The sequence below is a fragment of the Lysobacter yangpyeongensis genome (genome assembly GCF_042655745.1).
Taxonomy (GTDB): domain Bacteria; phylum Pseudomonadota; class Gammaproteobacteria; order Xanthomonadales; family Xanthomonadaceae; genus Agrilutibacter; species Agrilutibacter yangpyeongensis.
This window is the reverse complement of the sequence record NZ_JBHSNM010000008.1, coordinates 1-25,002: the sequence shown is the minus strand read 5'-3', so window position 1 is coordinate 25,002 and position 25,002 is coordinate 1. Positions and strand designations below refer to the sequence as shown.

Annotated in this window: 25 protein-coding genes and 1 other RNA gene; 13 read left to right on the top strand and 13 right to left on the bottom strand. The window is 68.4% G+C overall.

The window, feature by feature from the left end; translation table 11 throughout:
* Positions 1-133: 133 nt before the first annotated feature.
* Complete coding sequence (locus ACFPN1_RS15140; RefSeq protein ID WP_386756026.1) at positions 134-1,045, bottom strand: arginine deiminase-related protein; 912 nt, start codon at positions 1,043-1,045, stop codon at positions 134-136.
* A gap of 3 nt (positions 1,046-1,048) precedes the next feature.
* Positions 1,049-2,050, bottom strand: coding sequence for a tRNA dihydrouridine(20/20a) synthase DusA (gene dusA, locus ACFPN1_RS15135; RefSeq protein WP_386756025.1), 1,002 nt, complete (start codon positions 2,048-2,050; stop codon positions 1,049-1,051).
* 134 nt (positions 2,051-2,184) lie between these two features.
* On the opposite strand from dusA, the gene ACFPN1_RS15130 reads away from it, so the two are divergent.
* Positions 2,185-5,622 (top strand): galactose oxidase-like domain-containing protein, encoded by a 3,438-nt coding sequence (locus tag ACFPN1_RS15130; protein WP_386756024.1) that lies wholly within the window; start codon positions 2,185-2,187, stop codon positions 5,620-5,622.
* Between the two features lie 3 nt (positions 5,623-5,625).
* Here the strand turns inward: ACFPN1_RS15130 and ACFPN1_RS15125 are convergent, their stop codons facing one another.
* From ACFPN1_RS15125 to ACFPN1_RS15095, 7 genes are all read right to left on the bottom strand, one after another.
* Positions 5,626-6,036 carry a GFA family protein gene (locus ACFPN1_RS15125; RefSeq protein ID WP_386756023.1) on the bottom strand — a complete coding sequence of 137 codons (411 nt, stop codon included), beginning with the start codon at positions 6,034-6,036 and terminating at the stop codon, positions 5,626-5,628.
* Between the two features lie 5 nt (positions 6,037-6,041).
* On the bottom strand, positions 6,042-6,647 hold the full coding sequence (locus tag ACFPN1_RS15120; protein ID WP_386756022.1) for a hypothetical protein: 606 nt from the start codon (positions 6,645-6,647) through the stop codon (positions 6,042-6,044).
* A gap of 42 nt (positions 6,648-6,689) precedes the next feature.
* On the bottom strand, positions 6,690-7,145 hold the full coding sequence (locus tag ACFPN1_RS15115) for a hypothetical protein (protein WP_386756021.1): 456 nt from the start codon (positions 7,143-7,145) through the stop codon (positions 6,690-6,692).
* 140 nt (positions 7,146-7,285) lie between these two features.
* A complete protein-coding gene (locus ACFPN1_RS15110) occupies positions 7,286-7,756 on the bottom strand; it encodes a hypothetical protein (RefSeq protein ID WP_386756020.1) in 471 nt (156 codons plus the stop codon).
* Positions 7,757-8,062: 306 nt separating this feature from the next.
* The gene (locus ACFPN1_RS15105) at positions 8,063-8,794 is read right to left on the bottom strand and encodes an HAD family hydrolase (protein ID WP_386756019.1); all 732 of its coding nucleotides are present in this window, start codon (positions 8,792-8,794) and stop codon (positions 8,063-8,065) included.
* A 218-nt stretch (positions 8,795-9,012) separates the two neighbouring features.
* Entirely contained in the window at positions 9,013-9,417 is a 405-nt protein-coding gene (locus tag ACFPN1_RS15100) for an EF-hand domain-containing protein (RefSeq protein WP_386756018.1), read from the bottom strand.
* Between the two features lie 285 nt (positions 9,418-9,702).
* Positions 9,703-9,891 (bottom strand): CPXCG motif-containing cysteine-rich protein, encoded by a 189-nt coding sequence (locus tag ACFPN1_RS15095; RefSeq protein WP_386756017.1) that lies wholly within the window; start codon positions 9,889-9,891, stop codon positions 9,703-9,705.
* Positions 9,892-10,082: 191 nt separating this feature from the next.
* Between ACFPN1_RS15095 and ACFPN1_RS15090 the strand changes: the two genes are divergently transcribed.
* Positions 10,083-10,586, top strand: a complete 504-nt coding sequence (locus ACFPN1_RS15090; protein WP_386756016.1) for a hypothetical protein — start codon at positions 10,083-10,085, stop codon at positions 10,584-10,586.
* A gap of 106 nt (positions 10,587-10,692) precedes the next feature.
* Positions 10,693-11,310, top strand: coding sequence for a ferritin-like domain-containing protein (locus tag ACFPN1_RS15085; RefSeq protein WP_386756015.1), 618 nt, complete (start codon positions 10,693-10,695; stop codon positions 11,308-11,310).
* A 121-nt stretch (positions 11,311-11,431) separates the two neighbouring features.
* On the opposite strand, the gene ACFPN1_RS15080 is transcribed toward ACFPN1_RS15085, so the two are convergent.
* Entirely contained in the window at positions 11,432-12,085 is a 654-nt protein-coding gene (locus ACFPN1_RS15080) for an EF-hand domain-containing protein (protein ID WP_386756013.1), read from the bottom strand.
* Between the two features lie 262 nt (positions 12,086-12,347).
* Complete coding sequence (locus ACFPN1_RS15075; RefSeq protein ID WP_386756108.1) at positions 12,348-13,082, bottom strand: lytic transglycosylase domain-containing protein; 735 nt, start codon at positions 13,080-13,082, stop codon at positions 12,348-12,350.
* Between the two features lie 317 nt (positions 13,083-13,399).
* Between ACFPN1_RS15075 and ACFPN1_RS15070 the strand changes: the two genes are divergently transcribed.
* Entirely contained in the window at positions 13,400-13,858 is a 459-nt protein-coding gene (locus tag ACFPN1_RS15070; RefSeq protein WP_386756012.1) for a nuclear transport factor 2 family protein, read from the top strand.
* A gap of 6 nt (positions 13,859-13,864) precedes the next feature.
* On the opposite strand, the gene ACFPN1_RS15065 is transcribed toward ACFPN1_RS15070, so the two are convergent.
* Together ACFPN1_RS15065 and ACFPN1_RS15060 are read right to left on the bottom strand one after the other, a co-directional pair.
* Positions 13,865-15,199: an aminopeptidase P N-terminal domain-containing protein gene (locus ACFPN1_RS15065; protein WP_386756011.1), complete on the bottom strand. Its 1,335-nt coding sequence runs from the start codon at positions 15,197-15,199 to the stop codon at positions 13,865-13,867.
* A gap of 91 nt (positions 15,200-15,290) precedes the next feature.
* Entirely contained in the window at positions 15,291-15,848 is a 558-nt protein-coding gene (locus ACFPN1_RS15060) for a UPF0149 family protein (protein ID WP_386756009.1), read from the bottom strand.
* A 108-nt stretch (positions 15,849-15,956) separates the two neighbouring features.
* On the opposite strand from ACFPN1_RS15060, the gene ACFPN1_RS15055 reads away from it, so the two are divergent.
* The 9 genes from ACFPN1_RS15055 (at position 15,957) to ACFPN1_RS15015 (ending at position 24,956) form a co-directional block, all read left to right on the top strand.
* Positions 15,957-20,507, top strand: coding sequence for an EAL domain-containing protein (locus ACFPN1_RS15055; RefSeq protein ID WP_386756008.1), 4,551 nt, complete (start codon positions 15,957-15,959; stop codon positions 20,505-20,507).
* Positions 20,508-20,565: 58 nt separating this feature from the next.
* Positions 20,566-20,787, top strand: coding sequence for a TIGR02449 family protein (locus ACFPN1_RS15050; protein ID WP_386756007.1), 222 nt, complete (start codon positions 20,566-20,568; stop codon positions 20,785-20,787).
* Positions 20,784-21,092 carry a cell division protein ZapA gene (locus tag ACFPN1_RS15045; protein ID WP_386756005.1) on the top strand — a complete coding sequence of 103 codons (309 nt, stop codon included), beginning with the start codon at positions 20,784-20,786 and terminating at the stop codon, positions 21,090-21,092. Before ACFPN1_RS15050 ends, ACFPN1_RS15045 begins: the two co-directional genes overlap by 4 nt.
* Positions 21,093-21,181: 89 nt before the next feature.
* Positions 21,182-21,369, top strand: a non-coding RNA gene (gene ssrS / locus ACFPN1_RS15040) — 6S RNA.
* Positions 21,370-21,474: 105 nt separating this feature from the next.
* A complete protein-coding gene (locus ACFPN1_RS15035; RefSeq protein ID WP_386756004.1) occupies positions 21,475-22,080 on the top strand; it encodes a 5-formyltetrahydrofolate cyclo-ligase in 606 nt (201 codons plus the stop codon).
* 19 nt (positions 22,081-22,099) lie between these two features.
* Positions 22,100-22,567: an EVE domain-containing protein gene (locus ACFPN1_RS15030; RefSeq protein WP_386756003.1), complete on the top strand. Its 468-nt coding sequence runs from the start codon at positions 22,100-22,102 to the stop codon at positions 22,565-22,567.
* Between the two features lie 4 nt (positions 22,568-22,571).
* On the top strand, positions 22,572-23,219 hold the full coding sequence (rpiA, locus tag ACFPN1_RS15025; RefSeq protein ID WP_386756001.1) for a ribose-5-phosphate isomerase RpiA: 648 nt from the start codon (positions 22,572-22,574) through the stop codon (positions 23,217-23,219).
* A gap of 28 nt (positions 23,220-23,247) precedes the next feature.
* Positions 23,248-23,979 carry a 2OG-Fe dioxygenase family protein gene (locus tag ACFPN1_RS15020; RefSeq protein WP_386756000.1) on the top strand — a complete coding sequence of 244 codons (732 nt, stop codon included), beginning with the start codon at positions 23,248-23,250 and terminating at the stop codon, positions 23,977-23,979.
* Positions 23,980-24,161: 182 nt separating this feature from the next.
* Complete coding sequence (locus tag ACFPN1_RS15015) at positions 24,162-24,956, top strand: TolB family protein (RefSeq protein WP_386755999.1); 795 nt, start codon at positions 24,162-24,164, stop codon at positions 24,954-24,956.
* The last annotated feature ends 46 nt before the right edge of the window (positions 24,957-25,002 follow it).

The window sequence follows — 25,002 nt, the reverse complement described above, 5'->3', positions numbered from 1 at the left end:
GCAGGCGAAACGACGAGTGTGCATTCTTGGAACGAAGCAGTGAATCCGGTCTGAACTTTTCCTTCACATCATGGTCGCGGTTCAGCGCGCGGCGCGGCGCAGTTCAAATGCCGCACTGCGCTCGCGCAACAACTCAGAAGATCTCGCCCACGCAGCAACGCAGTGAGCCACCCGCGGCTTCGATGGCATCCAGCTCCACGGCGGCAACCGCGAAGCCCGCCGCGCGCAGGCGCTCGCGCGATGCGGGCTGCAGCGCGCGAGCGGCCGCGGCGCTCATCCACACCGTGTCCGGCGTCAGCGCAATCGCATTGCCGACGAAGCCGCGATGCTCGGCCTCCGAACACAGCACCGCGTGCGGCGAATACAGCGCGGCGATCGCCTCGACGACGCCGGAATCGGCGAAGCCGCGCGGGCACACGATCGCCGCCCGGCCCGCGAGCACCGCGAGCACGACGTTGGTGTGGTACTCGCCAGGCGCGAGGTCGAACAGCAGGGTCGCGCGCAGGCCGAAGGCCTCATGCATCAGACGCGCGCCCGCTTCGTCGCAACGCTCCGACAACCCGCAGAAGCCGAGCCCTCGCGCGCGGTCGATCACCAGCGCGCCGGTCAGCTCGCAGGGATGCTCCTGCGTGGACAGGTCGATCTCGGCGTAATCGAGCACGCCGGCGAAGAACCCGCGGATGTCCTCACGCGCGGCTTCGCGCTGGCGCACGGCATGGCGCATGCGCCCGACGATGTAGCGACCCGCCGCGGTCGCGAACACGTTGTTGGGAAACAGCGCATCGGGGGTATCGGCGCGACCGGCGAAGCACACCGTCGGCAGCACCGACGAGAACGCGCGGTGCAGGTCGCGATGCTGCATGGACGCACGTGTCGCGTCGAACGCCGCCGCCTGCGCCATGTAGCGATTGTCCTGCGCCGACTGCTCGGCGAGTGCGAACCCGTCGGGGGCCACCAGGAACGCGGCCCGCGCCGTGGCCGGCCCGAAGTCGTCGCCGCAGGCGCGGGCGAAGGCGAGGAAGGCGTGCGTGTCGCGCGTCAGCATGCGTCAGGCATCCACCGCGGCGAAGGACTCGGTCAGCGCCAGCGCCTGTTCGACCAGCGACCAGTCGGCGCCCGGCCTGTGCGCGCCTTCGCTCAGCACCTGGCGGAACGCGCGGCCGCCGCGTTCGCCGGCGAACAGCCCCAGCACGTGGCGCGTGATGTGCTTGAGGAACACGCCGCGGGCCAGTTGCTCCTCGACGTACGGGCGACAGGCGCGCAGCAGCTCGGCACGGCTGCGCAGTTCGCCACCGAACCAGGCCACGTCGAGCCGGTGCAGCAGGTACGGATCGTGATAAGCGGCGCGTCCGAGCATCGCGCCATCGGCATGGTCCAGATGCTGCGTGGCCTCGTCCATCGACGCGATGCCGCCATTGACCACCACCTGCAACTGCGGACGCTCCCGCTTCAACCGGTACGCCCAGTCGTAACGCAGCGGCGGCACTTCGCGGTTTTCCTTCGGCGACAGGCCCTGCAGCCAGGCGTTGCGCGCGTGCACGACGAACGTCCGGCAGCCCGCGGCGGCCACGCTGTCGATGAAATGCTCGAAGCGGTCCCAGTCGTGATCATCGTCGACGCCGAGCCGGCATTTCACCGTCACCGGCGCGTCGCAGGCCGCGATCATCGCAGCGACGCCTTCGGCCACCAGCGCCGGCTCGCGCATCAGGCACGCGCCGAAGCGGCCCGCCTGCACGCGATCGGACGGACAGCCGCAATTGAGATTGATCTCGTCGAAGCCGGCTTCGGCGCCGATACACGCGGCCTGCGCGAGCAGCGCCGGCTCGCTGCCGCCCAGCTGCAGCGCCACCGGGTGTTCGCTCGCATGCATGGCAAGGAGTTTGCTTCGGTCGCCGTGGATCACCGCGTTGGCGTGCACCATCTCGGTGTAGAGCCGCGCGTGCGGTGCGAGCGCGCGATGGAAAGCGCGGCAGTGCGAATCCGTCCAGTCCATCATCGGGGCGACGGAGAGGCGCAATTGCGCGGGTGCGATGGCGGGAGAGGCGGTCATCAGGCGCCCATTGTAAGGCTCGGGCTCCACGCGCCCCGGCGCCTGTCCGCCGCCACCGCCCGGTTGCGTTCACGAAGTCGTTGGGGGAGCGGCATCGCATTGTCCGCGACACACGGTCGCAGACCGAGGCAGAAATGAGCAAGACGCAACCTTCCCCCGGACGTCGTGGTTCCACGACCGCATTGGCACTGTTCCTGAGTGCGCTCGTGCTGAGTGCCCTCGTGGCCGCGGCCGCCGTCTACGTGGCCGGCAACGCCAGCGCGCCGCGCGAGCGCGATTTCGCCGCCGCGGTCGCCGCTGCCAGTGGCGATCCGGCGATCCTGGCCGCGGTGCAGACGAAGGCCAACCAGAACCGCGTGATGGGCGGCGACGCCGCGTCCGTCGCGGCGTTCCAGACCCTGCGCCCCGTCGGCGCGCTGACCGCCCTGCCCGCGCAGGGCGATCCGGTGAAAGGCACGTTCTCGCCGGTGTTCGACTGGCCGCTGATCGGCATCCATGCGGTGCTGACGCCGGACGGCCGCGTGCTCAGCTACGGCAGCACCGCCACGGGCGCGCGCACCGGCTATTACGTCTACGACGTCTGGGACCCGCAGCTGGGCCTGGGCAGCGCATCGCACAACACGCTGCCGAACTCCACGCAGGTCGACATCTTCTGCAACGCGCAGCTGCTGCTGCCCGACGGCAACATCGAGATGTGGGGCGGCGATGTCGTGAACCTGGAGAAGGGCCGCGCGCGGCTCGAACCCAACGACGATTCCGCCCGCTTCAATCCGCTCGACAACAACCTGGTGCGCACGGGGAAGATGTTCCGCAAGCGCTGGTATGCGACCGCCACGACCCTGCCCGATGGCGAGGTGTATATCCAGGGCGGCACCGGCGGCGAGGACTTCCCCGAAGTGCGTACCGGCACCGGCAGCTTCCGCCTGCTCAGTGGCGCATCCACCACCTACCTGGGGGGCTTGTATCCGCGCAACTTCGTCGCGCTCGACGGCAACATCTTCGGCACGCGCTACGAGGAGATGTACCGCGTCGATCCCGCCGGCACCGGCGTGCTCACGCGGGTGGGCCGCTACACCGGCGGCAACATGGGCGCCAGCTCCACCGCGGTGATGTTCCGCCCTGGCCAGATCCTGCAACTGGGCGGCGGCTACGACCTCGACTTCGCCAGCCCGCTCGCGCACGTCATCGACATCACCACCGCGCGGCCGGTGGTGCGCCAGGTGGCCTCGCCGCACTACCGCCGCCACTGGGGCAACAGCACGATGCTGGCCGACGGCCGCGTGTTCGTCTCCGGCGGCAGCGTGGCCGACAACGATCCGGTCAACGGCGTCGATTACACCGCCGAGATCTACGACCCGATCGGCGATACCTGGCGCGATGCCGCGACGGCGCAGCGCATGCGCCTGTACCACTCCACCGCGCTGCTGCTGCCCGACGCCACCGTGCTGACGCTCGGCGGCGGCGCGATCGGACCGCAGCTGAACCTCAACGCCGAGATCTATTACCCGCAGTACCTGTTCGATGCGAACGGCGCGCCCGCGACCCGTCCGATCATCTCCGCTTCGCCGATGACGGCGAATCCCGGCCAGACCATCGCGCTGTCCACGCCCGATCCCGGATCCATCACCCGCGTGACGCTGGTGAAGACCGGTTCGGTCACGCATTCCTTCGACATGGACCAGCGCTTCCTCGAGCTGCCGTTCTCGGTCTCGGGCGACTCGGTGCGCGCGATCCTGCCGGCCAACCCGTTCGAGACGCCGCCGGGCTACTACATGGTGTTCGTGTTCGATACGCGCGGCGTGCCGTCGGAAGCGGCGATCCTGCGCATCAACACGCTCGACCCCGCGCGCCTCACAGTGAACAAGGTGGTGGTGAACAACGACGGCGGCAACAAGCTGCCATCGGCCTTCTCCTTCTCGATCAACGGCGGGGAGCCGATCCCCTTCGAAGCGGACGGCAGCAACGTGGTCAACCTGCCCGCCGGTACCTACACCGTCACCGAACCGGCCAGTCCGGATTACGCGGCGACGCTGTCGGGCTGCAACGGCATCGTGCTCGCCGCCGGCGGCAGCGCCACCTGCACCATCACCAACAACGACATCCCCGGCTTCTTCGCCAGCATCGGTTCGAGCAAGGACGTCTATCTACCCGGCGAAACCGTCACGCTCACCGCCCGCGTGACCTACATGGGCAGCCCTGTCGGCGGCGCGCGCGTCAACTTCGATGCGCTCAAGCCCAACGGCGTCAACCACGTCTACGCGACCGCGACCACCGACAGCAGCGGCAACGCCAGCGCCTCGTTCGTTTCCGGCACCGGCGCCAGTTCGATCGGCACCTACCAGTTGTCGGCCACCATCACCAGCGGCTCGCGCTCGACGCAGGCCACGGCCACCTTCGCGGTGCTCAAGCCGCTGCCGGCGACGCTGACCGTGCGCAAGATGCTGGTGAACGAGAACGGCGGCAGCAAGGAGGTGTCGGACTTCAGCTTCTCCGTCAACGGCGGTGCCCCCATCGCCTTCATCGAAGGCGGCAACGTGCTGAATCTCGCCGCCGGCACGTACACGGTCGTGGAGACACCCGCGCCCGGCTACACGCCCAGCTACGCCAACTGCAGCAACCTGGTGCTCGCCGCCGGCGACATCGCGACCTGCACGATCACAAACTACGACGTGGCATTGCCGACAACGACGGGCCTGGTTGCCACCGCCGGCACCAGCAAGCCGCTCTACGCCGCCGGCGAAACGGTGACGATGTTCGCGCACGTGGTCAACGGCGACGCGCCGGTGGCCGGCGCACGCGTGAACTTCGACGCGCTCAAGCCGAACGGGATCAACCACGTGATCCTCGCCGGCACCACCAATGCCAATGGCGACGCCAGCGTGTCGTTCGTGTCCGGCACGGGCACCAGTTCGCTCGGCACGTACCAGCTGACGGCCACCGCCACCAGCGGCGGAATGTCGGCGCAGGGGCTGGCCACGTTCGACGTGTTGAAGCAGGCGGCGCTGCCGGCGACGCTGACGGTCACCAAGATCGTGGTGAACGACAACGGCGGGACCCTGGGCCCGGCGGACTTCCGCTTCTCGGTCAACGGTGCGGCGGCGGTCGCCTTCGAGGTTGACGGCACCAACGTGCTGACCGTGCCTGCCGGCACCTACACCATCACCGAACCCGCGACCGCCGGCTACGTCGCCAGCCTGTCCAACTGCACCGGCCTGGTGCTCGCGGCCGGCGGCGCCGCCACCTGCACGATCACCAACGACGACAACGCGGCGCTCGCGGCGACGGTCGTCTCCAGCAAGCCGGCCTACATCCGTGGCGAAACGGTGACGCTGACGGCGCACGTCAGCCGCGGCGGCGCGCCGGTGTCCGGCGCGCGCGTGAATTTCGATGCGCTCAAGCCCAACGGCGTCAACCACGTGATCCTCGCCGGCACCACCAATACCGACGGCGATGCGGTCGTGTCGTTCGTTTCGGGCACTGGCCCCAGTTCGATCGGCCCCTACCAGCTGACGGCGACCGTCACCAGTTCGGGCGAAACCACGCAGGCCACCGCAACCTTCGTGGTGCAGTAGTCGTCACCCTGCGGGCGGCTCGGACGACAGATGCGCGATCGCGGCAGTGGCGGCGTCGCGGTCGTTGTCGTCGAAGGGCTCGATGCGCAGTTCGGCCACGGTGCCCTCGTCCAGGCAACGCACGTTGACGTCGACGCCGTCGGGATGGCTGCGCGGCACGTAGAAACTCTTGATGCCGCAATGCCGGCAGAACAGGTGCCGCGCCGTGCCGGTGTTGAAGCGGTATTCGGCGAGATCGTCCGCGCCGGCCACCAGACGGAAGCGACTGGCCGGCACGATCAGGTGCAGGAAGCCGGTCATCCGGCAGACGGAGCAATTGCAGTCGAGTGCGACCAGTGCGGCCGGTGCCTCGACCTCGAAACGGACGCGACGGCAGTGGCAGCCGCCGCGATGGGTGGTCGTTGGCTTGTCCATCCGATCTAGTGTCGCGCCTTCTTCGCGGATTTGCCTGGCGAAGATGCGTCGTCGCGGCTACCCGTCTTCGCCTTGCTCTTGCGTCCTTTCGCCTTGTCCTTGCCGTGGTTGGGAAAGTCGCGACGCAGTTCGTCGTCGAGGTCGATCGGGCGCGCCCAGCGATCGTAGGTGGGCACGAAGCCCTTCTTCAGCCGGTGGAATTCCGGCGAGCCCGGCTTCACACCCAGCCGCTGCGCGAGCGCGCCCCAACCCTGGCTGCGATCGGCTTCGTACAGATCGACGACGTGCCGGCACGGACGACCGAGCACCGCCGCCAGCGCGCAGGCGTAATACACATCGCCCGACGTCCACTGCCGCGTCTGGAGCAACTCCAGCACCAGCGCGCGCGGTGCGTTGTGGTAGCGCACCATCTCGTCGACGAAGGGTTCGGGATAGCGCGCGCCGTACCGGTTCATGTCGCCGAGCCAGGTGTCGACCCACGCATCGCCGCTGCGCGGGTTCCAGCCGATGGCGACGTCCTGCGCGGCCGCATTGCCCAGCGCCAGGCCGCTGGCGGCCAGCAGCAGCGCCAGCAGCCTGCGCATCAATCCGGACGGTGGAAAAAACGACATGAACAACCTCCCGTGGATCGCGTGACGCGACGGCGGCGTGCGTCAGGGTTCGATCACGAACTTGCCGAACGCGATGCCCAGGTCCCAACCCTGCCCCTTGCCGGCGAGCGCGAGCGACACGCTGCCCTTGGTCATGGCCATCGCCTTCGCCGATTTCGACGCGCCGGCATGGGCCTCGCTGCTCGCGTAGGTGCCCAGCACGTCGTTGATGGTGTAGACGCCGGAGAACTCGCCGCTGCCGTTCTCGATCCGCGACCTGCCCACCGTCAGGCCGCCGCCCTTGGCGCGGATGTGCACCGGCATCGTCTGCCCGTTGTCGCAGCTGACCACGCCGCTGCCGGAGGCGGTCTTGTAGAAGATCGACCAGCCGGACAGGTTGAAGCTGAGCTTGCAGGTGATCGGGCCGGCTGCGAAGGCGGCCGGCGAGGCGGCAAGCAGGACCGTGCAGAGCAGGACGGCCAGACGACGGTTTGGACGACGGTTCGGACGACGATTCATCGCGAGGCTCCCGTGCTTCGATGCTGGGTTCGAAGGGGCAAGGCTAGCACCGGCGCCGCGCCCGGAAACAGCAGCGTGCGGTGGGATGCGTGCGCGATGCCGGCGACATCGGCCACGCCGCCCGCAGCTGCGTCCGGTCTTCAGTCACGGTCGCGCCAGCGCCGCCCGTCCCAGTAGCGACGGTCGTAGCGGTCGCGGTCGTGGCTGTAGTAGTAGCGGTTGTCGTAAGGCCGGCGGTCGTAGCGCGGATCGTAGTAACGCGTCACGCAGCGGCCGTGGCGGTCGCAGCTCACCCGCGAGGTCGCATGGTTGCGCCAGTAGCCGTACGCCTGGCCGTAGGGCGGCCCCGCGCGGTAGTGGCGCGGTGCGTAGCGGTAGTAGACCGGACGCCCGTAGCGGTTGCGCTCGACGATCAGCCGATCGCGGTAACCGTAGTTGCCATAGCGGTAGTACGGATACCCGTCGTGGTAGATGACGTCGGCAACGTCGACGAGCACCCGGACCAGATCGTCACCGTCCTGCGCGTGCGCCGGCACGGGCGCAGCGAGCATCGCCATGCCCAGGCCGGCGGCGAGTGCGGTGGAAGCAAGCCAGCGGGACAGCGTGGCCATCAGTGTTCTCCTCTCACGCCTGCACGGCGGCAGGCACGGGGGCGACGATGCGACCGGGCTGGTGAATTGATTCGTAATTTCGCCGTCGGGCGACGGGCCCGCTCAGGCGCCAGTTAAGGCGTAGACCTGCCCGGTAACGCGCCCTGAAGCGCAGGCGACTCGGTTCCAGTCCGGTCGGCTGATTCGGGAGTCCAGTCGGCTGGTTCCGGAGTCCAGTCGTTGAACCCGGTGGGCCGGTTCCTGAGTTGCCGGCGTCGGAGCATGCAGGCCCACGAGCGTCCGCTCCGTCATCCAGCCCGGTGGGCGTCAGGCGATCGCCGCATCCAGCGACTTCACCGCCGCAGGCAGGCCCGCGGGCGCGTCGACACGCCGCAGGCGCGGCGCCGCGTCGTCGATCGTCGCCTCGGTCTCGTGGGCCCATGTAACGTGGTAGGGCATGTAGATGCCCCATCCGCCCAGTTCCAGCACCGGCGCGATGTCCGAGCGCAGCGAGTTGCCAATCATCGCGAAGCGCGACGGCGGCAGATCGAATTCGGCGAGCACGCGCGCGTAGGTGGACGCGTCCTTTTCGCTCACGATCTCGATACGGTGGAACAGATCGGCCAGGCCGGACTGCTTCACCTTGTTTTCCTGGTGGAACAGGTCGCCCTTGGTGATGAGCACGATCTCGTGGTCGGCGGCGATCGCCTCGACCGCCTCGCGAATCCCGGGCAGCAGTTCCACCGGATGCTGGAGCAGTTCCTTGCCCAGCGAGACGATGCGGTGCAGGTCGGCGGCACTGATGCGCGCCTCGGTGATCTCCACCGCGGCTTCGACCATCGACAGCGTCATGCTCTTCACGCCGTAGCCGAACAGTGCGAGGTTGCGCATCTCCACGGCATACAGGCGTTCGTGCGTGCGCGCGTCGCGGAGGTCCACGTAGTGCTGCACGATGCGTTCGAATTCGGCCTGGGCGGCGTGGTAGTAGTCCTCGCTGCGCCACAGGGTGTCATCGCCGTCGAAGCCGACCAGGCGGATCGTGGTGTCGTCTGAAATCATGCACGCCAGTATGCCAGCGCGCGAAACGGCCAAACGAAAAGCGGCCCGAAGGCCGCCTTTCGCGTGGGGGATGCGCTGGTACGACGAGGCCCGCAACGTCCAGCGGCGGGACGCGGACGGATCCGCGCCCCGCCGTGCCGGCAGGTCAGGTCACCGGCAAACCGTCGTTGCGTGACCGGCTGGCTGCAACTGCGACTTGCTGAAACCGAAACCGCGAATTACTTGTAGTCGTCCTTCTGTGGCGACGAGGTCTGAACGTAGGCCTTGTATTCGTCGGCGCTCAGCGCGCCGTCGGCATTGGAATCGGCCTTGTCGAACACCTGGCCCAGCGCCGGCACGGCGGCCGCTTCGGCCTTGGTCAGGCTGCCGTCCTTGTCGAGGTCGATGTCGTTCCAGCTCTTCTTCGGCGCGTCGCCCTGCATGGTGGCGGCCGAAGCGTCGTTGGACGTGGTGGTCTGGGTATCGGTGGTGGTCGACTGCGTGGTCGACGTATCGGTCGGCGGCGTGGACTGCTGCGCCGAAGCGTCGGTCGCCGAGGTGTCGGTCTGGGCGAACGCCAGCGGAGCGGACAGGGTGGCGACGAGAGCAAACGTACCGAGCAGGGTCTTGCGGGACAGGTTCATCGTTTTCTTCTCCTTGAGTGTCGTGCGCGGCGAATGGCAGATCGGGGGATATGCCCCGCACGGTCGGCACCTTGCCGCCGCGCGGATGAACGCACGCACCTGCGCGCCGGCGGCCTCCACACGGCATTAACCACAATCGCGATGAAACGGTTTATGGCTGGCCGCTGAACCCGCCCAAAGCGTGCCGCGTGTCGAAGAGCAGCCGTACGCGGCACCTGAATGGAACAAAACGTTTACGAACAGGGCTACGGCGACCTCAAAGCCCCCGGAAATCCAGCCGTTCGCTCACGCATCGCTGTCGCGCGCCGCGCTCGCGAGCAGCTCGCCGCCGGCGCCGAACGCGATGGCGATCTCCATCGGCCGGCAGCACACCGGGCAATCCTCGATGTAGTTCTGCAACCCGGCATCCGCGTCGATCATCAGTTCGACACGCTCGCCGCAATACGGACAGGGCACGGCAACGGTGGGCAGCATGGCGGTCTCCGCTGGAGCGCGATGGCGCCTCGTCAGCCTAAGCCGGCCGCCCCTGTTTTCATCACGCGTGGCTAACCTTTGCGGAGCAAACTGCTTTCGCGCGCTGGGGAGCCGCGCGGCGCGCTGCAGGTCACGATCGCGGCCCAGCCCAGCAGTGCGCGATCCAGCAGTGCGCGATCCAGGAGTGCGCAATGAAGACCCGACGCGTTTTCAGCACCCCCGACCTTCCCACCGCCCGCGCCGCCATCCAGGCCGCACGCGAGGCCGGCATCCGCGACGACGACATCTCCCTGGTCGCGCGCCCGGACATCGAAGTCGGGCACATCCCCAACCGGCGCAAGGAAGCCGACAGCGATTTCGTTCCGGCGGCGTTGCGCGGCGCGCTGTTCGGCGGCATCGCCGGACTGCTGGCGGGCGCGATCGCCGTACTCGCGTTCCCGTCGATCGGCATGAGCTGGGGCGGCGCGGGCCTGGTGGCGCTGGCCGGCGTGCTGGTGGGCGCCTTCGCCTCGTCGCTGGTGGGTTCGTCGCTGCCCGATCCGGTGCGGCAGAAGTTCGACGGCGAGATCAAGGCGGGACGCATCCTGGTGCTGGTCGATGGCGCCGCCGAAACCCTGCCTGCGGTGGAAAGCGCGGTAACGCGCACCGGCGCGATGTCCCTGCCCTTCGAGACGCCGACCGCGCTCATCCGCTGAAGCGCACGGCACGGCGGCTTACGGTTTCCTTCATCGGCGTCTCACCGACGCGGAACGGCGCGCGCGCCAACCTGTCGCGGTCGCTTCCTCAAGCGGGAGATCACCGATGGCAAGCAGCAAGAAGAGCGGGTACGACGCGGCGGGCGTGCAGGAACTGCTGTACCAGGCGCTGGAAACCGAGATCGGCGGCATCGAGATCTATACCCATGCGCTGAAGAACGTGCAGAACGACGATCTGCGCCGCGAATGGGAGGAATACCTCGAACAGACGCGGCGGCACCGGCAGATCCTGCTGGAGGTGTTCCGCTCGCTCGGCCTCGATCCGGAAGTGCGCACGGCCGGGCGCGAAGTCGTCGCCCATCTCGGGGCCTCGCTGGTCGAAGCGATCGACAAGGCGCGCAGCGACGCCGATCCCGCTGCCGCGCAGATCGTCGCCGGCGAATGCGTGGTGCTCGCCGAAACCAAGGACCACGCGAACTGGGAACTGATCGGACAACTGGTCAAGCACGGCCAGGGCGACGCCATCGACGTGCTGCGCCATGCGCACGAACAGGTCGAGGACGAAGAAGACCACCACCTCTACCACTCCACGGGCTGGACCCGCGAACTGTGGATCGAAGCGCTCGGCATGCAGGCGGTGTTGCCGCCGCCGGAGGAAGTGCGCGATGTGGAAACCAAGATCGGCGCCGCGCGCGCGGAACAGTCGCGCGATCGCATGATGTAGGTGGCGGCGATCTCGCGCCGTGACGACAAGGGCGCCTTCGTGGCGCCCTTGTGTTGTCTGCTTCATTGTTCGCGCTCGGGTCCGTAGCTGTCTTCGCGACGCTCCATCGGGCGCTGGACCCTCACTTGCGATTCGCCTTGAGCCACGCCTGGTATTCGGCATGGGTCACCATGCCGTCGCTGTCGGCGTCGATGCGCGCGAAGTCGGCCTTGAAGGCCGCATCGGCTTCGCTTTCGCTGGCGCTGATGGCGCCGTCGGCATCGGTATCCAGGCGCCGCAGCGTGGTGCCCAGGCCCGGTGCATCGCGGGCGGGGGCGTCCGCGCCTTGTCGTGCATCCATCTCCGCCCGGGTGCCGTCACGGTATTCGGCATCGGTCACGAAGCCGTCGTGGTCCGCGTCCAGCGTGGCGAAGCGGTTGTTGAAGTCGGTATCGACGGCGCCCTCGGTGGAACTGATCCGGCCATCGCCATCCGTATCCAGCTGCGCCCACAGATCGCGCTGCACCACCGACGAATGCTCCATCGCGTGTTCGCTGCCCTGCGCCGTGGGTGGTGCCGGCGGTGGCAGCGCGGTGTCCGCCTGATCGGTCGTGGTCGTCATCGGTTTGTGGATGTCGCGCAGCGTCTGTTCCGGCGACGCCGGTACCGGTGCGGCCGGCGGTGCGGCGCGCGGAACCTCCGGCGGGCCCTTGCCTGCCTGCTGCGACCACGCCGCCGGCGACAGCAGCGCCATCGCCAGCGTGGCGGCGATCAGTTCGCGCTTGCTTGCGTTCATGGTGTTCCTCCTCGCTTGCATGGCGTGCGTACACGCGCGCGGTGGCATCACCTTGGCGGCAAATACCTGTAGATGCGGTGAGGAATCCAGCTGCGACAGGCACGCAACACGGACGCAGCGCGCGAGCGGGCCGCACGCCCGTTCATCGGCCACGCACCAGCGCGCCACCACTGCGTGCATGAACCGTGGCCTGCCGGCGATGCTGCCGCGCGTCATCGCCGCGCGCGGAACCGGCGCGCGGTAACCAACCACACGCGAACGATCAGGGAGCCGCGCGGCCCTTCGCCGACGCCACGCGGGCGAGCGCGAGGCGATAGCTCGCATGCAGGGCCTGCACCTTGGCGATGTAGTCCTGCGTTTCGCGGTACGGCGGGACGCCGCCGAAGCGCGCCACCGCACCGACGCCGGCGTTGTACGCCGCGGCCGCCAACGTCAGGTCGCCGCGATACCGACGCAGCAGCGCATGCAGGTGGCGCGCGCCGGCATCGATGGACTGCACGGGCGAATACGCGTCGGTCACGCCGTAGCTGCGCGCGGTTTCGGGCATCAGCTGCATCACGCCCTGTGCGCCTTTCGGCGACAGCGCCTTCGCATCGAAGCCGCTTTCCGTATGCGCGATGGCGCGCAACCAGGCGTCGTCGACGCCGTGCCTGCGGGCGGCGGCGCGGAACTGCGCCGCGTAGCGATCCACTTGCGGTCGTCCCACATTGCCGAGCCCCGCGTGCGCGGGTTCGCCCGGCGGCGTGGCGACCGTGAACGCCAACACCGGCGTGGATCCGGGCAGGTTGCGCGTGCTGTAGACGGTGCGGCCATCCTGCTGGCGCTCGTACAGCGAGCCACTGACGACGCCGAGCGCACCCCACAGGTTCGGCAGCTTTACCGCGTCGTCGTCGATGTGTTTGGCCACACAATGCGAACCGGGTTCCGGCGCGGTGGCCAGGCTGACGCTGCCATCGCGGACGCAGCGATACACGGTGCGCGCCTGCACGGACGCCATCGCGAACGACAGCGCGAACAGGATGCCTGCCAGGATGAGGCGGCGCGCGACCATGCCCGCAGTCTGCACCGCGCGCCAGCGGCGGGGATGTGCCGATGGTTTGGCGGTGGCCGTGGCGAGGCGGAATCCGCCGGGTCGGGAGTCCTGTTCACCGACGCCGCTGGGACATGCCGTCCAGAACACCATTCGAACATGCCGTTCGAACATGCCGTTCGAATACGCCGTCAAAGCGCTTCCGAAAACCCCGTCCGAAAACGGCGAGCGGGCCGGTCCAGCGCTCGGCAGCATCGCGGTTCCTTCGCACGACAGAAACGCCCATGACCCGCCGCCTTCCCGCCACCGCCTCTGCCCTGCTGCTCTGCCTCGCGCCCGCCGTCCACGCCCAACCGCAGCCTCAGGCCGACGACCGGGCGACGGTCGCCGCGCTCGACCGCGCCTATCAGGCGGCCGTGAAGGCCAACGATGCGCCGGCGATGGCGCGGATCCTCGCCGACGATTTCGTCCTCGTGCTCGGCAACGGCACCACGTACGGCAAGGAGGATCTGCTGCGCGAGGCACGCGAGCACAACCGCCAGTACGAGCAGCAGGACGAACTCGCGCAGACCGTGCGCGTGTGGCGCGACACCGCGGTGGTCACGGCGAGACTATGGCTGAAGGGAACCAACCGCGACGGCTCGCGCTTCGACTACAAGCTGTGGTTCAGCGACACCTACGTGCGCACGCCGGACGGCTGGCGCTACGTGCTCGGGCAGGCTTCATTGCGCCTGCCCGAGTAACGCGGGTCAGCGCGGTCGCGCCATCAGCGCTTCGATCTCGTCGGCGCTGCGTGCAAGCCCGCGCGTCAGTACTTCGTGACCGTCGCGGGTGATCAGCACGTCGTCCTCGATGCGGATGCCGATGCCGCGCCACTTCGGCTCGACGGTGGTGTCGTCGGCGGCCACGTACAGGCCCGGCTCGATGGTGAACACCATGCCGGGCTCGAGCAGACGCGATTCGCCGTCGATGCGGTATTCGCCGACGTCGTGCACGTCCAGCCCGAGCCAGTGGCCGGTCTTGTGGCGATAAAAGCGGCGATACAGGCCGTCGGCGAGGTTCTTCTCGAGCCGACCCTTGAGCAGCCCGAGGCGCAGCAGGCCCTCGGTCAGCGTGGTAACCGCGGCGGCATGCCCGGCCTCGTACGGCGTGCCCGGCACGGCCTGTTCCAGGGCGGCCTGCTGCGCGGCGAGCACCAGTTCGTGCAGCGCGCGCTGTTCCTTGCTGTAGCGGCCGTTCACCGGGAAGGTGCGGGTGATGTCGGAGGCGTACCCGCGGTATTCGGCGCCGGCATCGACCAGCACCAGGTCACCGTCGTCCATGCGCGCATTGTTGGCGCGGTAGTGCAGCACGCAGGCGTTGCGTCCGGCGCCGACGATGCTGCCGTAGGCCGGCTCGGCGTCGTGGTTGCGGAAGACACGCTCGATCTCGGCCTGCAGTTCGTATTCGTGCATGCCGGCGCGCACCGCCTGCATCGCGGCCTGGTGCGCGCGCACGCTGATGTCCGCGGCGCGCTGCATCAGGCGCAGTTCGTCGCGGTCCTTGAACAACCGCATTTCGTCGAGCAGGTGGCCCAGTTCCAGGAACTCGTGCGGCGGCTGCGCCCCGTGCCGCACCTGCGCGCGCACGCGATTGAGCCAGCCGATCAGCTTGAGGTCGAATTCCTGGTCGCGGCCGAAGTGGTAGTAGACGCGCGTGCGGCCTTCGAGCAGGCCCGGCAGGATGTCGTCGAGGTCGCCGATCGGATAGGCATCGTCGAAACCGAACGCATCGACCGCGCCTTCCGGCCCGTAGCGCGGGCCGTCCCAGGCTTCGCGCTCGGCGTCGCGCTCGCGGCAGAACAGCAGCGTCTCGCCGTGCCTGCGTCCGGGCACCAGCACCAGCACCGCATCGGGTTCGCTGAAACCGGTGAGGTACCAGAAGTCGGAATCCTGGCGGTACGGATAGTGCGTATCGCGGCTGCGCACGACTTCCTTCGCGGCGGGCAGGATCAGGATTGCCTCGTTGCCGGCCATGCGCATGAGTTGCCGGCGCCGGCGCGCGTGGGTGCGGAACGGAACCGCAAGCGGCTTGCCCGGACTCATGCGTGCGTCGGTGCGAGAGGACCGCAGCGATCGGCCGCGGTGCGGCGCGCAAGCGGAGCGCGGTGGTGCGGGTTCCGCGAGGCCGACGCCATCAGTTGAACCGTTGCCGGTGCTGGGCGGCCATCACGCAGTCGCCGTGCAGGAGCAGGGCGGCGACGCGCACGAATTCCTCCAGTTCCACCAGGGCTTCCTCGTCCTCTTCGTCGCCGTCATCCTGCGGCTGGGCCGCGGCCAGCCGGGCCAGGTCGGCCAGCGCTTCGCTGCTGTCTTCCGACAACGCGGGAGTCGCCCCGGCGGCGAGCCCGAAACCGCCGAGGAAGCCGCGGCACCAGTCGAACAGGGCGCCGCTGCGTTCAGACAGCGAGGCATCGGCGTCGGGCAGCAGCAGTTCGAATTCGAAGCTGCGATCGGCCAGTTGCGCGGCGCTGGCCTGCCCCAGCTCGTCCAGCGCGCTGCCGGCCTTCACGGCAGGCAGGCCGGCGTCGGCCAGGACATTGCCCGGCCACTCCGGCGAGGCGGCGCCGCCGCCCGCCAGCCAGCCGCACAGGCCGCCGTGGAGCTCGGGCACGGTGACGGCGAGCGCGAGGGCGCGGATTTCGGCCTCCAGGGCCGCAAAGGCAGGCAGATCGGGGGCGTTTGGCGACGGCACGTGAGGCTTCAGGCAACGGGGGATGGCGGCAGTTTAGCGGTACCCGAATGGCTGGCGGCAGGCACCGGGTGTCATACACTGGCCGCATACGCCCAACGGCTGGGGTCCGTGCGCTTTTTTCCGTCCATCATCGCCTGCCTGGTCGCAGGCCTGCTTGGCGCAGGCGTTGCGAGCGATGCTGCAGCGCTGACGCGTGACTACTACTTCGCGCGCCTGGGCAGCGAGCGCGGCCTGGGCCAGAACACCGTCAACGCGATGGTGCAGGACTCGCAGGGCTTCGTCTGGGTGGCCACGCAGGGCGGCCTGCACCGCTACGACGGCCAGCGCTACGTGCAGTACCGGCACGACCCGCGCGATCCGGCGAGCCTGCCCGACAGTTACGTCACGGCGCTGGCGATCGAGGGCGACCGGTCGTTGTGGGTCGGCTCCTATTCGCAATACGTGTCGCGCCTGGACCTCGCCAGCGGCGAGATCCGCCGCTACGAAGTCGCCAGCGGCGACCATTCGCAACGCCAGGTTGCGGCCCTGCTGCCCCACGCGGGCAAGGTCTGGGTGGGCACGCTCGCCGGCCTGGAACGGCTGGATCCGGCTACCGGCACGCGCGATCGCGTCATCACCCTCGACCCCAAGGCGCTGCGCGCCTGGCCGCGGCAGAGCCTGGTGGCGGGGCGCGAGGGCGATGTCTGGTACGGCACGCCGACCGGCCTCTACCGCATCGGGCCGCGCGGCGGCGTCGAGCGCCTGCGTTCGGACGTGTCCGTGCGTGCGCTTGCGTTCGATCATCGCGGGCAGTTGTGGATCGCGGCGGAACAGGGCTTGTTTCGCCTCGCCTCGGACGGGCGCTCGCTGCTGCGCGCGTGGCCCGAGAGCGGCGAGCCCGACGTCGAAGTGATCGCCATCGCCGAGGCCCCGGACCACCAGCTCTGGCTGTCGCTGAGCAAGCGCGGCGTGCTGCGTTTCGACCCCGCCAGCGGGCGCAGCCTGGCGCTGCACGAACAGTCCGGCGTGGCCTCCGGGCTGCCCGAGGACGGCTTCAACACGCTCATGGTCGACCAGGGCGGGATGCTGTGGCTGGGCGGGCAGTTCCGCGGCGTCACCGTGACCGACCCGCTGGGCACCCGTTTCACCTACGTGCTCAACCTCGACAGCGGCGACGGTCCGCACAATCCCGCCGCCGACGACAGCGTGCGCGCGATCGCCCAGGACAACACCGGCGCGTTGTGGCTGGGCACCGACGATGCGCGTTTGCTGCGCTACGACCCGGCCGCCGACCGCTTCAGCGACTTCAGCACGCGCCTGCCGCTGCCGGCAGGCCAGTCGCCACCGCGCGTCCTGGCGTTGGCGCGCAATCCCGATGGCACCTTGTGGGTCGCCACGGAGCGCGGGCTGGCGCGGCTGGATCCGCGCCGCGGCAGCTTCGAGCCCGTCCCGCTGGGTAGCTACACCACCAACTCCATCCGCAGCCTCCTGCTCGCGCGCAACGGCGCGCTGTGGATCGGCACGGCGAACAACGGGGCGCTGCGCTATACGCCCGCCGACGGCGAAGTGCTGCATTACGGTTACCGCGAGAACGACCCGAACCAGCTCTCGCATCCGGCGGTGCACGCATTGCTCGAGGACCGGCGCGGCCGGATCTGGTTGGGTACCGGGGACGGACTCGACCTGTTCGACCCTGCCACCAGCCGTCTGCGCCATTTCCGCCACGGCATCGACGCACCCGGCAGCCTGCCCGGCAACCTGGTGCGCGCCCTGTGGCAGGCGGCGGACGGCAGCGTGTGGGTCGGCACGCACGCCGGCCTGAGCCGCGTGATCGAAAACGCCGACGGCAGCATCGCCTTCGCCCATCCGCTGGCCGAGGCCTTGCGCGATCGCCCGGTGCCGGTGGTGTTCTCGATCATGGAAGCGCCCGCGGGCACGCTGTGGCTCGGCACGGACAACGGCATCGTCCGTTTCGATACCGCGAACGCCCGCTATCGCTTCTACGGTATCGCCGACGGACTGCAGGACGTGGAATTCAATGGCGCCGCCGCCGCCATGCTCGGCGACGGCCGGCTCGCGTTCGGCGGCGTGCGCGGGCTCAACCTGTTCGATCCGCGACGCGTCACCGACACCACCTACCTGCCACCGGTGCGGCTGCTCTCCGCCCGCGTCGGCGCCGACGCACCGGGCAACGATGACGTGCTGTGGCAACCGCGTGCCCTGTCCATTCCCGACGGCGCCAACCTGCTGCGGCTGCGCGTGGGGGCGCTCGACTTCGCTCCCGCGGGCGACATCCAGTACCGCTACCGCCTGGACGGATTCGACATCGGCTGGATCGAGAACGGCCACCAGCAGGACATCACCTACACGCGGCTGCCGCCGGGCGACTACGTGCTGCGCGTGCAGTCGACCAATCGCGACGGCGTGTGGACGCCGCAGGAGCTGAGCGTCCCCGTGCACGTCCTCCCGCCCTGGTGGCGGCATCCGCGCGTGCTGTGGATCGCCGCGCTCGGTGTGCTGGGACTGGTCGCCGTGCTCTGGTGGCGGCATCGGCAGCGGATGCGGCGCGAGCGCGAACTGTTCGACGCCATCCGCGAGCGGGAACAGCGACTGAAGCTGTCGCTGTGGGGATCCGGCGAGATCTTCTGGGACTACGACCTGCAGCGCAACGAGATGTACGCGATGCGCATCGACGAGCAGGGCGAGACCGACGCCGACAGCGCGGTGCAGATGGAAGTGGTGGAACAGCACGAAATCCACCCGGACGACCTGCCGCGCGTGCGCGAACTGATGCGCCAGCACCTGCGCGGGGAAACCTCGCAGATGCTGTCCGAACACCGCGTGCGCCTGCCGGACGGGCACTGGGCGTGGATGCTGGCGCGCGGGCGCGTGGTCGATCGCGATGCCCGCGGCCGCGCCCTGCGCATCGCCGGCACCGCCCGCGACGTCACCACCACCCGCAATGCCGAGCGCGAACGCCGCATCGCCAGCGAAGTGCTGCGCAGCATGGCCGAAGCGGTGTGCGTGTTCGACCGCGACTTCTGCTTCGTGTCGGTGAATCCCGCCTTCACCCGCATGACCGGCTACAGCGACGTCGAAGTACTCGGCCGCGACACCGGAATCCTCAACAGTCCGCAGCACGATCCCGAGTTCTACCGGCAGATGCGCTTCCGCCTCGAACGCGACGGCCGCTGGTCGGGCGAAATCTGGCAGCAGCGCAAGGACGGGCAGGAGTTCCTGTGCTCGGTGCAGGCCAGCATCGTGCTCGATGCCACAGGCCAGCGCTCGCATTACGTCGGCGTGCTGGGCGACATCACCGACCAGAAGCGCGCCGAACAGGAACTGCGCTACCTGGCCAATTACGACACGCTGACCAGCCTGCCCAACCGCACGCTGCTGTCTGAACGCCTTTCGCGCGCGATCGTGCGCGCGCGCCGGCAGGGCAAGCGCATCGCGGTGCTGTTCCTCGACCTCGACCGCTTCAAGGACATCAACGATTCGCTCGGCCATGCTGCCGGCGATCGCATCCTGCGCGCGGCCGCCGCGCGCCTGCAGGGGACCGTCGGACCCCAGCACACCGTCGCGCGCCTGGGCGGCGACGAGTTCACCGTCGTGCTCGAGGATCTCGATGCCGTGGAAGAAGCCGAGGACGTGGCACGTCGCCTGATCGACGCGTTCGGCGAACCGCTGGACATCGACGACCGCCACGACGTGTCGATCTCGCCGTCGATCGGCATCAGCCTGTATCCCGACCACGCGCAGATCCCCACCGATCTGCTCAAGCACGCGGACACGGCGATGTACCAGGCCAAGGCCGCCGGGCGCCGCACGTTCATGCGCTACACCGACGCGATGGACATCGAGATCCGCCAGCGCGCCACGATCTCCGCGGCCCTGCGCAAGGTGCTGGACCGCCACGAACTGCGGCTGATGTTCCAGCCCAAGCTGTCGTTGAGGCACATGCGCATCACCGGGGTCGAGGCACTGCTGCGCTGGTACAGCCCGGAGCATGGCGAAATCCCGCCCGATCGCTTCATCCCGCTGGCGGAAGAGACCGGCCTGATCCTGGAAATCGGCGAATGGGCCATCCAGGAAGCGTGCTCGACGCTGGAAATGTGGCGCGACCAGGGCCTGCTGGACGTGTCCATCGCCGTGAACGTGTCGGCGCTGCAGCTGGCGCGCGGCCATCTTCCCGACGTCGTCGCCCGCGCGTTGTCGGGTCGCAACATCCCGCCCGATCGCCTGCAGCTGGAGCTCACCGAAACCGTGATCATGGCCAACGCGGAACAGAACGCCGCGATGCTGCAGGCCATCCGCGGGCTGGGCGTGGGCCTGGCGATCGACGACTTCGGGACCGGCTATTCCTCGCTTGCCTATCTCAAGCGCCTGCCGCTGACGACGCTCAAGATCGACAAGGAATTCATCGGCGACCTCACCCGGGATGCCGACGACGAGGCGATCACCGGCGCGGTGATCGCGATGGCCCACTCGCTGGGCCTGAACGTGGTGGCCGAAGGCGTGGAAACCGAGGAACAGGTCCGGTTCCTGCACGAGCACGGCTGCGACGAGATCCAGGGCTATTGGCTGGCACGGCCGCTGCGTGCGGACGAATGCCTCACCTTCCTGCACAGCTGGGCCTCGGCCACCGCGGATGCCGACCAGCAGGCGATTTCCGGCTGACGGCCGCGGCCCCGCCGCTTGCCTTGACCCGCCTCCCCCGCCTCCCCATCATCCGCCCATGGATCGCGCCCAACTCATCGCCGAACTGCAGAACCTCTCGGCCCGCCTCGACGAGCTGGGTGCCCAGGCACGTCGCCTCAACGAGGAAAACCGCAGCCTGCGCCTGCAACAGGAGCAGTTGGTCAACGAGCGATCGACCCTGCTGGCGAAGAACGAGCAGGCCCGCACGCGCGTCGAGGCGATGATCGCGCGGCTCAAGTCGCTGGAGCAGCACACGTGAGCGCGAAGAACAGCGAGCCGGTCAGCATCCGCCTGCTCGATCGCGAGTACACCATCGGTTGCGAACCCGACGAGCGCGACAGCCTGATGGCGGCGGCGAAGCTCCTCGACAACAAGATGCGCGAGATCCGCGGCAACAACCGCATGGCCGCACTCGATCGCGTCGCCGTGCTGGCGGCATTGAACCTCGCCCACGAACTGCAGCAACTGCGCGACGAGGGCTCCGGACGCGATCGCGAGCTCGTGCGCACGCTCGACGACCTGCATCGCAAACTGGACGGCCTGTTCGACAACGCTTCGCGCTGATGCGGCTGCATCGCCTCGCCTGAACCGCAGCGGGCGTCACGCCGACGAGCGGAGTAGCCCGTTCGGGAGAGAACGCTATAATCCGCGCACGTCCTCTGCTGTGCGCGACAGCCTGCGCAAACATTCGCCTTGTCCCTTAATGACGACCACGGGGGCGCAGCGGAAGCCCGGAGTGCATGTCCGCCTCGCAGCGGAAAGCCCGAAGGCATCCAAGCGTCCCCACTTGAACCCCGGGTTCAAGGTCGTTTCGCAGGCATCGCACACCGGCGGAGGACTTTTCATTTCTGCGCAACGCAGCTGCGTTGCGCCATTCCGCCGCAAGCCGCCGATGCGGTCGCGCGCTCCGGCAACGATGTCCCGATGAGCGCCCGGCAGTCCACGCATGAATGAAGTAGCGTCCGCGGCCGCGCGCCGCCAGTTGCGCCAGGAAATCAGGACGCGCCGGCGCTCGCTGCCGGCGTCACACCGCATCGCCGCCGCGGATGCGCTCGCCAACCGCCTGCTCGCCCTGCCGTTAGCACCGCACTCGGGATACGTCGCCGGCTACTGGGCGATGGATGGCGAAATCGCACTGCATGCCTGGCAATTGCGCCTGCCGCGCGAATGCATTTACTGCCTCCCGGTGCTTTGCGACGACCAGACCCTGCGCTTCGCGCCCTGGCGTTCCGGCGATCCGTTGTGCACCAACCGCTACGGCATTCCCGAGCCGGATGTGTCCGCATCGTCGCTGCTCGAGCCCAGCCGGATGGTGATGGTGGTGATGCCGCTGGTGGGCTTCGATGACCACGGCAACCGGCTCGGCATGGGCGGCGGCTGGTACGATCGCAGCTTCGCGTTCCGGCAGGGTTCCGCCGCACCGCCGTGGCTGGTGGGCGCCGCGTTCGCGCTGCAGCAGACGCCTCCCGTGCAAGCCCAACCCTGGGACGTGCGCCTCGACGCGGTATGCACCGAGGATCGCAGTTTCAAGTTCGTTTCCGTTTCTCCCTGATCGTTTGCCCGCCGCTCCCATGACCGCACGCCGCCGCTACTGGCTGATGAAGTCCGAACCCGATGCGTTCTCGATCGACGACCTGCAGCGCGTCGGCACCGAGCCATGGACGGGAGTGCGCAACTACCAGGCGCGCAACTTCATGCGCTCGATGCAGGTCGGCGACGGCGTGCTGTTCTACCACTCCAACTGCGACGTGCCCGGGATCGTCGGCATCGCCAAGGTGGCGAGCACGCCGTATCCCGACCCGACGCAGTTCGACCGGAAGTCGGATTACTACGATCCGAAGGCCACGCAGGAACAGCCGCGCTGGGACTTGGTCGACGTCAGCTTCGAACGCAAGCTCGCGCGCACCATCGCGCTCGAGGAAATCCGCCGGCACGCCGACGAACTCGGTGAAGGCTTCGCACTGACCCAGCGCGGCTCGCGCCTGTCGGTGCTGCCGGTGACGGCGGCGCAATGGAAACTTCTTCTTTCCCTGGAATGAGCCCGTGAGTGAAGCCAAACGCCTGGCCGGCGAAAAGGCCATCGATTACATCGAGGATGGAATGATCGTCGGCGTCGGCACCGGCTCGACCGTCGCCTACTTCATCGACGCGCTGGGACGGATCAAGGACCGCATCCGCGGCGCGGTTTCCAGCTCGCAGCAAAGCACCCAGCGCCTGCAGATGCATGGCATCGAGGTGCTCGACCTCAACGCGACCGGCCCGCTGTCGCTGTACGTCGACGGCGCCGACGAATGCGATCCGCACAAGCGTCTGATCAAGGGCGGCGGTGCCGCGCTCACGCGCGAGAAGATCATTGCCGAAGCGAGCGAGAAGTTCGTCTGCATCATCGATCCGGCCAAGCGCGTCGACGTGCTCGGGAGGTTCCCGCTGCCGGTGGAAGTCATTCCGATGGCGCGCAGCCTTGTCGCCCGGCAAATCCTGGCCAAGACCGGGGGTCACCCGGTGTGGCGCGACGGCGTCGTGACCGACAACGGCAATGTCGTGCTCGACGTGCACAACCTGTCGATCACCGATCCGGTCGCGATGGAAGCCTTGCTCAACCAGATTCCCGGCGTGGTTTCGGTCGGCCTGTTCGCACGACGTCCCGCCGATGTCGTGATAGTGGGCGGCGAGCCTCCGCTGGTCTTGTAGCTGGCGCGGGGCAGAGGACGACATGCGCATGCGCGAGCACGACTGCTCCGAGCCCGGATTGCTCGCGGCACTGCAGGACGACGGTTTCCGGTTCGTCGAGGCGCCGGCGATGCGCCGGTTGCTCCAATCGCATGGCGCGCTGAACGACTGGGAGGCCTTTGTCGGCAGTTGGGACGAGCTGGTTCCCGACGCATACCTGGCACGGACCGGCCGTCACCGGCGCCGTCGCTACGCGGTATTCAGTGCCACGGCCGACGGCGCCATCCGGCGCGAACCGCATCAGCCCCACTTCCAATCGAGCACCTACAACGCGCTGCAGGGCGATATCGAGCGCTGGTTCGAACCGATCGCGCCCGCAATCGGCGATGGCGCTTCCCTGCGGACCATGCTCGCGTTCGTCTGCGGTCTGTTCCCGCAGATGGCGCCGGCGGTTCGCCGTTGGCACATCGAGGTCCATCAGTTCCGCATTGAAGCCCGGCCGGATGAGCCCGGCGAGCCAACTCCGGAAGGCGTTCACCGGGATGGCGTCGACTACGTGCTCGTGCTGCTGATCGATCGGCAGAACATCGCGAGCGGCACCACGACGATTCATGCTGCGGACGGCACGTTGCTGGGCAGTTTCACCTTGACGAACCCGCTGGACGCGGCGCTGGTCGATGACTCGCGCGTCTTCCACGGGGTAACGGCCGTGACGCCATTGGATCCATCGCAATCGGCACATCGCGATGTACTGGTGATCACCTTGCGGCGCGACGATTGACGATGCTTGGCGCGGGCGCGTTTGGCGCTGCGGTCTGACCTAAGGCAGGCCCCGTGCCGGCTAACCTAGCCCGGGTCTCGGAACGGGAAACGCTCATGTCGAGTCGGCACGGATGGGGAATCGGCCTTTTGCTGGTCTCCCACGGTCTTGCAGCATCCGATGGGCCAGTAGTGCAGCAGTGGATGCCCGCCCACATCTCCAGCGCTCAGTTCGAGTCCCATGCGGCATTCGATCCGCGTACCGGGGACCTGTATTTCGTGCGCAGCTCTCCGGAATTCCGCGGATGGCATCTCATGCTTTCGAAGTGCCGACCGAGCGGCTGGTCAGACCCGCAGCCGCCCGCGTTCGCAGGAGACGGGCAGGAGGCAGATCCCTGGTTCACGCCCGACGGGGCGCATCTGTACTTCATTTCCTCGCGCTCCGACGACGGCGTCAAACGCGACGACCTGGACATCTGGCGACTGGATCGTGACGCGGCCGGCCAGTGGGGGCGCCCCCAGCGGCTGCCCGCACCGGTGAATTCCGTTGGCGCGGAATGGTTTCCACGGCTCGCTCCGGATGGATGGCTGTACTTCGGTTCGAATCGTCCCGGCGGCTTGGGTGGAAACGACATCTGGCGCGCGCGAGAGGACGCCGCAGGCGAATGGACGGTCGAAAACCTTGGGCCGACGCTGAATTCCGAAGGAAACGAGTACGAACCACTCCCGTCACCGGACGGCACTTCGATGATCCTGATGGCCGATGGCGGGCTGTACCGCAGTGATCGCCACGGAAACGATTGGTTGCCTCGCACGAAGCTCGGCCCTGGGATCAACGTCAACGGCACCGAAATCGGCGCGACCTTTTCTCCCTCCGGTAAATCGCTGCTGTTCTCGCGCGATCTCAAGGGGACGCACTCCGGGGAGTTCTTCGTGTGGCACATCACAGGAGCCGAGCGTTGGCCGGCGCCTTGCGATGAGGGCTTGCCGAACGAGTAGGCAAATGCCTTGACGACGTGATTGCGCTCGGCCGCCGGGAGGTATG